At 66.9% G+C, this 5,678-nt stretch carries 7 protein-coding genes; 4 read left to right on the top strand and 3 right to left on the bottom strand.

Features of this window, described 5'->3' with window-relative positions; genetic code table 11:
• Positions 1 to 168: 168 nt before the first annotated feature.
• From Q0Z66_RS11805 to Q0Z66_RS11815, 3 genes are all read left to right on the top strand, one after another.
• Positions 169 to 741, top strand: a complete 573-nt coding sequence (locus tag Q0Z66_RS11805; RefSeq protein ID WP_298041391.1) for a helix-turn-helix transcriptional regulator — start codon at positions 169 to 171, stop codon at positions 739 to 741.
• On the top strand, positions 738 to 1,349 hold the full coding sequence (locus tag Q0Z66_RS11810; RefSeq protein ID WP_298041393.1) for a nucleotidyl transferase AbiEii/AbiGii toxin family protein: 612 nt from the start codon (positions 738 to 740) through the stop codon (positions 1,347 to 1,349). Before Q0Z66_RS11805 ends, Q0Z66_RS11810 begins: the two co-directional genes overlap by 4 nt.
• Before the next feature lie 201 nt (positions 1,350 to 1,550).
• On the top strand, positions 1,551 to 2,627 hold the full coding sequence (locus Q0Z66_RS11815; RefSeq protein ID WP_298041395.1) for a hypothetical protein: 1,077 nt from the start codon (positions 1,551 to 1,553) through the stop codon (positions 2,625 to 2,627).
• Here the strand turns inward: Q0Z66_RS11815 and Q0Z66_RS11820 are convergent.
• On the bottom strand, positions 2,608 to 3,057 hold the full coding sequence (locus Q0Z66_RS11820) for a hypothetical protein (protein ID WP_298041397.1): 450 nt from the start codon (positions 3,055 to 3,057) through the stop codon (positions 2,608 to 2,610). The two genes, Q0Z66_RS11815 and Q0Z66_RS11820, sit on opposite strands and share 20 nt — an antisense overlap.
• A gap of 9 nt (positions 3,058 to 3,066) precedes the next feature.
• Positions 3,067 to 3,765, bottom strand: coding sequence for an NRDE family protein (locus tag Q0Z66_RS11825; protein ID WP_298041399.1), 699 nt, complete (start codon positions 3,763 to 3,765; stop codon positions 3,067 to 3,069).
• A gap of 52 nt (positions 3,766 to 3,817) precedes the next feature.
• Between Q0Z66_RS11825 and coaBC the strand changes: the two genes are divergently transcribed.
• A complete protein-coding gene (gene coaBC / locus Q0Z66_RS11830; protein WP_298041402.1) occupies positions 3,818 to 5,014 on the top strand; it encodes a bifunctional phosphopantothenoylcysteine decarboxylase/phosphopantothenate--cysteine ligase CoaBC in 1,197 nt (398 codons plus the stop codon).
• A gap of 13 nt (positions 5,015 to 5,027) precedes the next feature.
• Here the strand turns inward: coaBC and Q0Z66_RS11835 are convergent, their stop codons facing one another.
• Complete coding sequence (locus tag Q0Z66_RS11835) at positions 5,028 to 5,630, bottom strand: LuxR C-terminal-related transcriptional regulator (protein WP_298041404.1); 603 nt, start codon at positions 5,628 to 5,630, stop codon at positions 5,028 to 5,030.
• Between the last annotated feature and the right edge of the window lie 48 nt (positions 5,631 to 5,678).

Raw genomic sequence — 5,678 nt, forward strand, 5'->3', positions numbered from 1 at the left:
GAGGGCAACCCCGACGCGCTCTGGCTGCGCTGGGTGTCGGGCGATCGCACCGCCGTGCCGCCCCCGGAGCCCGAGGCGCCGCCCGTGCGCCTGCGCCGACGGCGCCGCTGGATCTGGCAGCGCTGAGGATCGGGCCATAATAGGGTGTTTTCGCCCTATTATGGCTGTATGGTCATCGGTCAACTTGCGCGGTTCCGTCGTCGACGGGGGGTCCCTGCGACGGTGCTCGGCGCGCGAACGGGCATCGATACGAGCGCGATCTACGCGTTCGAGAAAGGGCGCAGGGACCCGCGCACCTCAACGACACAGGCATGGGCGCAGGGGCTCGGTGCCCGGCTCCTCGTCGTCGATACGCACGGGCGCGCCAGCGCGGCTGAGATCGCAGCCCTGATCCAAGAAGCACTCGACCAGGGTGATGCCAACGCCGCCACACAGCAGCTGCTCCAGTTGGTGAACAACCTGCGTTCCAGTGACGTCCTCGCTCTTGCAGCGCTGACCGTCGATGAGCCCGACGGGATCGCTGAAGGGTGGTCCTGGGCGATCGCCGGAATCGTCGAGGAGGAGACGGCTCGTCGAGGTCTTCCCATCCCGCAGTGGGCGGCTGACTCTGCGGGCAACCCGGATGCCGGTTGGTCCCCCTGGGCGCCGGAGCTCGCAGACCTCGTCGATGTCGAACACGTCCCGGAGCCGTTGCGGCGTCGCGGCGTCTTGATCGAAGAGGGTGAGCTGATCTCCGCATGAGTGGTCGTCTTGATGGAGGTCCTTCGGGGGCGCCCTCGGCACGCCTGTCCCGTGACGCACTGGAATTCGGTCTCAAGCAGATCATCCGGCGGCTTCACGAATCCGGTGCGCCCGCAGAGATGAGCATCGTCGGCGGTGCAGCTATATCCCTCTGGCACAATGCCAGACGCGGTGCAACGCAGGACATCGATGCGGTTCTTGCCCCGGCCGACGTCATCTTGGAAGTGGCCAGAAGTATCGCGTTCGAACAGGGGTGGCCGGACGACTGGGTCAACGATAAAGCCCGTATCTTCCTCCCGAGCGGTATGGGCGCTCGCGGAGAGGAGTGGGTGACGGTCTACGCAAGCGGTGCGGTGACCGTGCGGGTCGCTTCGCTCGACATGTTGATCGCGATGAAGCTGCACGCGGCTCAGCGGCGAGGACGTCGAGAGTACGAGGATTTGCGCGTGCTGCTCGCTGAAGGCGGGATCACGACCGCAGCGCAAGGCGAGGAGCTCTTCGACGGCTTCTACCCCGGTGATGGGTTGAATACGACGGCCTACCGGCTCCTCGAAGTTGCGCTGGAGCATCCGGAACACGCTGAAGTGCAGGCGCCCGATTTCGAATAGCGGTGCCTCGGAGCTTGACTGATTTTGTTCCTCGGAGTCATCATCGTCAGTCCTCTCAGCGCGCTCTGGTTTCGGTGGACATTTCGGGCGTAGGCGCGGCGCGCGGGAGTGCGCGCATGGTGTTTGATGTTCGTTATGTCTGGGGATAAGAACGTTGTGAGTCCGGATGCTGTTACTCCGGGACGTGGCGCTAGTGCGTCAGTGCCGAAAAGCGAGGAGCGGTTCGCACTGGGGGTGATCAAGAACCGATGGATCGCCGGTGGGGCTCTCATGGTGCTCGTCGCGTTTGTGCTCGGCATGCTCGGGCAGCTCCCCGTGGTGACAGCTGCGTGGCGGGACGGCGTGTTGGATGGCCTCGAGACACTCATCGATCGCGATTACTACGGCGTAGCGGGGGTCATCGCAGCGATCCTCATAGCAGCGGCGGTCACGACGAACTACGGGCAGAAGGCGCATTCTCTCCCGCCGCATATACGTAGGACGATCAGTGTCGTCACCGGTCTCGGAGCCATGCTCCTGGTGTCATTGGCCGGCGCAGGCATCATCCTGGCCGTCTACCGCCCTGACAGGATCGTGGGGACAGCCGTCAACGTCCTCGTCGCGCTCATCCTGTTCGTCTTCTCCTCGACGATCACGGGTATCGAGCCACCGCAACGAGCGCTCGATGGAGTGAGGAAGACTGCTGAGGCTCGCCGGAGCAGGGCTCGGCGGTACGGTATCGAGGAAAATGACGATCTGCCAGGCAGGCGCTGGATCGTCATGGTCTGGGTGATTCCGTTCGCGGTATGGATGATCTTCGTGATCGGGGTTATGGCGACAGAGGCGGCTGCGCCCGGGGTGGAATCGCGCTCTCTCATCGTTTTGGCTGCATCGATGCTGGGCATGTATATTGTTGGGCCTTGTATCTTGCAATTCGGTTGGCAAGGGACGGCCGATCTTTCAGATGCTAGCTCGCTGTGGCTGAGATGGTTCATCGGAATTGGGGCATTCTGCTTCTCAATATCGACGGGATACGTCTTGATGAGCGGATTCGGCCTAGGTCCGGTCGGCTGTGTTTACATGGCTTACTCGGTGCTGCTGGTGCTTGTCTTCTGCATCCCGACGTTCGCGAAGTGGTCGAGGTTCATCCGGTACGCCGAGACTCGTGCAACGTTACGGTCGCTGCAGGGGCTGCGCGACATGGAGGACGCAGCAGAGATGCGGCTGAAGGAATCGGAAGACGCTGATCAGGTGACGGGTGCGACGCCCGCCGCCGGACTCACCAGTACAGGCTGCTGATGGCGGACATGAGCATCGAGGTCAGACGGCTGACGATGACGGTCACGCCGATTCCGATGGCGATGCCCGCGAGGGCCGTGGACGACGGGACCCGGCGCAGGCCGATGATGCCGAGCACGAGTGCCGCGATGCCGAGCAAGAACGTCAGATACAGGTTCACCGACGAGATCACGAAATAGGTCGATGAGATGTACGAGCCGCTGGTGGCGATGATGGTGGTGAGGAAAGTCAGGACGAAACTGAGTGCGACGGCTGCGACACCGATGATGAAGCCGACCTTGCCGAGGTCCGTGCCGTTCTTCGCCGGACCAGGCTGAACGGGGGCGTATCCGGGTGCGCCGGCGTACGGCGGCTGCGGTGCGGGCGCTGCCGGGTAGGGGTTATGTCCGTGCTGCGGGTTCTGCGGCGGCTGCGGCGGAGGCATGGTCATGCCAGGAGCCTAGTGGGTGCTCCGGCCCGCCGAGCGGGGCAGCGGCATCTCGTCCACACGCATATCGTCGTGCCCGATCTCGGCGAGGCAGTACAGCAGTGACTCGGTCGGATAGCCGTGCGGGCGGTTGTCTCGGATCAGCGCGCGATCATCGGTCGGATCGAGAGCGGCTGATTCGCGGAGCAGCTCGACCCACGATTCTTCCCAGTCGTCATTGCGCGCCGGGCGGGCGCGGAACTCCGGCAGCCAGCGGGCGATGCGCGGGGTCGTGGGATCGTCGAGCTCGTCGTGCGCGATCATGTGCACGCCCGCCGACACCGGCGTCTCGCGCAGCGTCTCGCCGTCCCAGGACGTGATGCGCGCAGCATCCGCCGTGACCTCGAGCAGATTGAACCCGTGCATCCGCGGCGACGCCGGCACGGACCGGCCCGCGACGGAATCGAGAGGGAGCGCGCCGCGGCTGACCGCCGCATCGATCGCGAGACCGGGAACATCAGCACGATTCAGGAGCACGGCGAGGCGTCCGTTCTTCAGATCGGCGGCGAGCCAGGCACCGCCCGCGCGACGGTCGCGGATGCCGATCACACCCGGATGCGTCTCGGACCACCACTCGCCCAAAGAATCCCACGGACGCGCGGGGTCCTCATCGCGGATCGCCAGCAGCCGCGACCCTCCGAGCTCGGCGACATCGATCACAACGGTGCACACCCGCGACAGTCTAAGCGGCCCGCGCGGCAGCAGGCTCGGGCAGAATCGAGGCATGAACATCGTGGTCGGCGTCACCGGCGGCATCGCCGCATACAAGAGCGTTCACCTGGTCCGACTGCTCATCAAAGCGGGCCACGAGGTCACGGTCATCCCGACGGAGGACGCCCTGCGCTTCGTCGGCCTGCCGACCTGGGAGGCGGTCAGCCGCAACACCGTCACTACCAGCGTGCACGACGACGTCGCCCGGGTGCGACACGTCGCCCTCGGCCAGGCGGCCGACCTCATCATCATCGCCCCGGCGACCGCGAACACGATCGCGAAGATGGCCGCAGGCCTCGCCGACGACCTGCTCGGCACGACCCTGCTCGCGACCACCGCCCCGGTCGTGATCGCGCCCGCCATGCACACCGAGATGTGGCGGCATCCCGCGACGCAGGCGAACATCGCCACCCTGCAGGCACGTGGCGTGCGCGTCGCGGGCCCCGGTGACGGCGAACTCACCGGCGGCGACTCCGGCCCGGGACGGATGCGGGAACCCGAGCAGATCGTCGATGAAGCGCTCGCCGCGATCGCGCCCGGAGACCTTTCCGGCATCCGCGTCGTCGTCTCCGCCGGAGGAACCCGCGAGCCCATCGACCCCGTGCGCTTCCTCGGCAACCGCTCCAGCGGACGCCAGGGCGTCGCGCTCGCCGCAGACGCCCTCGCCCGCGGCGCCGAGGTCACGCTCGTCGCCGCGAACATCTCCGCCGACATTCTCGAGGCCGCCCGTGGAGCGCGCATCATCCCGGCGGCGACCGCCTCCGACGTCGCTGACGCGATGAGGGATGCCGCAGCATCCGCCGACATCGTCATCATGGCCGCCGCGATCGCCGACTATCGGCCCGCGCTCGCCGCCGACCACAAGCTGACCAAGGAAGAGGGAGCGCTCACACGCATCGATCTCGTCGAGACCGAAGACATCGTCGCCGGCCTCGCCGCGGACCGGCACGACGGCCAGACCATCGTCGCGTTCGCCGCCGAGACGCTCGCCGACGCGGACGAGCGGCGCGCTCGCGCCCGCCGCAAGCGCGAACGCAAGGGCGTCGACCTGCTCGTCGTGAACCGCGCCGATGCCGAGCACGGCTTCGAAGTCGCCGACAACACGGTCGAGATCATCGGCGACGGCGGGGCGGTCGTGGCATCCGCCGCCGGCTCCAAGCGAGACGTCGCCCGCGCGATCTGGGACGCCGTGCTGGCCGAGCGTCGGTAGGCCTCAGGGGTCGTCACCGCGTCGCGCTCGCGTCACCGATGGGCAGGAACCCGCGTCGGCGCGCGATGAGCACAGCATCCGCTCGAGATGAGGCGCCGAGCTTGCGATACAGGCCGCGCAGCTGCGACTTGATGGTGCTCAGCGCGACGAACTCGTGCTCGGCGATCTCCGCCAGCGTCGTACCGGTCTCCAGTCGAGCGATGAGAGCCGACTCCCGTTTGGTGAGGGGGACCCGGGTGAGCACATCGTCGAGCCGGCCCGGAGCCGATACCACCGCGGGCAGCTCGATGCCGCCGGTCCGGGCGATCACGCGCAGGTCGCTGCTGGGCGCGAGCGGGAGGAAGAACCGGACGGTCAGCGTCGCGATCACCGCGGTGGCCCGACGCAGAGCGTCCTGCGCCTCGGACGTGTGCCCGAGACGATGCTGATGCACCGCGAGCAGCAGCAGCGCCTGAGCGCGTGACGTCGGCCACACATCGGGCAGGGACAGCAGGGCGGTGAGATCGCGGACCGTATCCGCGCTGCACGTGATGAGGGCGATCCGGGCGGCGCTGAGGCGCATCAGATGGTCCTCGGAGGTGAAATCCGGCTCTTCGGACATCCGGTGGGGGGTCATGGGGTGAGGCCGCCGGCGGCGAGGAGCATGCGGAGGCGATAGTTGTCG

It is taken from the genome of uncultured Microbacterium sp. (assembly GCF_947632095.1).
Classification (GTDB): Bacteria; Actinomycetota; Actinomycetes; order Actinomycetales; family Microbacteriaceae; genus Microbacterium.

Bases quoted from the DNA above. Each gene is read 5' to 3' on its own strand.
- Q0Z66_RS11805 (WP_298041391.1), top strand. From the start codon at position 169: ATGGTCATCGGTCAACTTGCGCGGTTCCGTCGTCGACGGGGGGTCCCT.
- Q0Z66_RS11820 (WP_298041397.1), bottom strand. From the start codon at position 3,057: ATGACCATGCCTCCGCCGCAGCCGCCGCAGAACCCGCAGCACGGACAT.
- Q0Z66_RS11835 (WP_298041404.1), bottom strand. From the start codon at position 5,630: ATGACCCCCCACCGGATGTCCGAAGAGCCGGATTTCACCTCCGAGGAC.
- Q0Z66_RS11810 (WP_298041393.1), top strand. From the start codon at position 738: ATGAGTGGTCGTCTTGATGGAGGTCCTTCGGGGGCGCCCTCGGCACGC.
- coaBC (WP_298041402.1), top strand. From the start codon at position 3,818: ATGAACATCGTGGTCGGCGTCACCGGCGGCATCGCCGCATACAAGAGC.